General features: G+C 72.2%; 1 protein-coding gene. It reads left to right on the top strand.

The annotated features are described in order from the left end of the window. Nucleotides 1-130: 130 nt before the first annotated feature. The coding region (locus VFJ08_RS14405; RefSeq protein WP_324997921.1) for a molybdopterin oxidoreductase family protein at nt 131-2,067 on the top strand (1,937 nt) is incomplete at its 3' end.

Below are 2,067 nucleotides of genomic sequence, written 5' to 3'. Positions count from 1 at the left end.
GGCGACGTCGCCGACGGCGGCTGGTATTTCGAGCTCATGCAGGACGCCACCGACGTCGGCGCGCTGCGCGACACGCTGCTGTTCGGCCGTGCCTGCCGGGACGCGGCGACGGCCGGCGAGGCCGCCTGAGATGGCGGCGGCGGTACGCACCACCTGCCCCTACTGCGGCGTGGGCTGCGGCGTGGCGGCCACGCGCGCCGGCGAGCGCGTGACGATCGCCGGCGACGACGCGCACCCCGCCAATCGCGGCCGGCTGTGCGCCAAGGGCACGGCGTTGGCCGATACCCTCGGCCTGGACGGCCGGCTGCTGCATCCGCGGGCCGGCGGCGCGCGCGTGTCGTGGAACGCCGCGCTGACAACGGTCGCCGGCGGCTTCGAACGCATCATCGCCGCGCACGGCGCCGACGCAGTCGCTTTCTATGTCTCCGGCCAGCTCCTGACCGAGGACTACTACGTCGCCAACAAGCTCATGAAGGGCTATATCGGCGGCGCCAACATCGACACCAACTCGCGGCTGTGCATGTCCTCGGCCGTGGCCGGGCATCGGCGCGCTTTCGGCGAGGACGTGGTGCCGGGCTGTTACGACGATCTCGAACGCGCCGATCTGGCGGTGCTGGTGGGCTCGAACACCGCTTGGTGCCATCCGGTCGCCTACCAACGCCTGAGCGAGGCGCAAACGGCGAATCCCGGCAAGCGCCGGGTGGTGATCGATCCGCGCCGCACGGTGACCGCCGCCGAGGCCGATCTACATCTGCCGATCGCGCCGGGCACCGACGTGGCGCTGTTCAACGGCCTGCTGGCGTATCTGGCGGACAGCGGTAGGTACGGCGATCTGCCGGGCGCGGACGCGGCCGTGACGGCGGCCCGGGCCGGCGGCGGCGGCGTGGCCGAGGTGGCGCGCATCTGCGCTATCGATGCCGATGATCTCGCCACCTTCTATCGCTGGTTCGCCGCCACCGAGGCCACCGTCATCCTGTTTTCGCAGGGCGTGAATCAGTCCTCGGCCGGCACCGACAAGGTCAACGCCATCATCAACTGCCACCTGCTGACCGGCCGCATCGGGCGGCCGGGCGCGGGGCCGTTCTCGATCACCGGCCAGCCCAACGCCATGGGCGGACGCGAAGTCGGCGGACTCGCCGACACGCTGGCCGCGCACATGGGTTTCGAGCACGCCGACGCCGTGCGGCGCTTCTGGGGCGCGCCCGCCATCGCGCGCCGGCCCGGGCTCAAGGCCGTCGAGCTGTTCGACGCGATCGAGCGCGGGCGGATCAAGGCGGTATGGATCATGGCCACCAACCCGGCGGTGAGCCTGCCGGATGCGGATCGCATGAAGCGCGCATTGGCGCGATGCGAGTTGGTGGTGGTTTCGGACTGCGTGCGCCGCGGCGATACCGCCGACCTGGCCGACGTGCTGCTGCCGGCGGCCACCTGGGGCGAAAAAGACGGCACGGTGACCAACTCCGAGCGCATGATCTCGCGCCAGCGCGCCTTCTTGCCATTGCCTGGCGAGGCCCGCCCGGACTGGTGGATCGTCTGCCAGGTGGCGCGGCGGATGGGTTTCGGCGCGGCCTTCGATTACGACGGCCCGGCCGCCATCTTCCGCGAGCACGCCCGCTTGACCGCGTTCGAGAACGACGGCCGCCGCTTGCTGAATCTGGAAGCGCTCGCCACGCTGGATGACGCCGCTTACGACCGTATGCCGCCGGTACGCTGGCCGGCCCGGCGCGGCGCATCGCCGGAGGCCGACAAACGGCTGTTCGCCGACGGCGTCTATTCCACCGCCGACGGCCGGCCGCGCCTGGTCGCGCTCACGCCGCGCGGCCCGGCCCATGCGCCGGACGCGCGCTGGCCGCTGACGCTCAACACCGGCCGGGTGCGCGACCACTGGCATACCCTGACCCGCACCGCCCGCTCGACGCGGCTATCGGCGCACACCGTCGAACCGTTCGTGGCGATTCATCCGGCCGATGCCCGGCGTTACGGCATCGACGACGGCGCGCTGGCGCGCGTGGTCTCGCGCCGGGGCGGGGTAACGCTGCGGGCGGTGGTGAGCCCCGACCAGCGGCG

Origin of the sequence: Salinisphaera sp., from assembly GCF_035690525.1 — a bacterium.
Classification (GTDB): domain Bacteria; phylum Pseudomonadota; class Gammaproteobacteria; order Nevskiales; family Salinisphaeraceae; genus Salinisphaera.
This window is presented reverse-complemented; position numbering and strand designations above follow the sequence as displayed.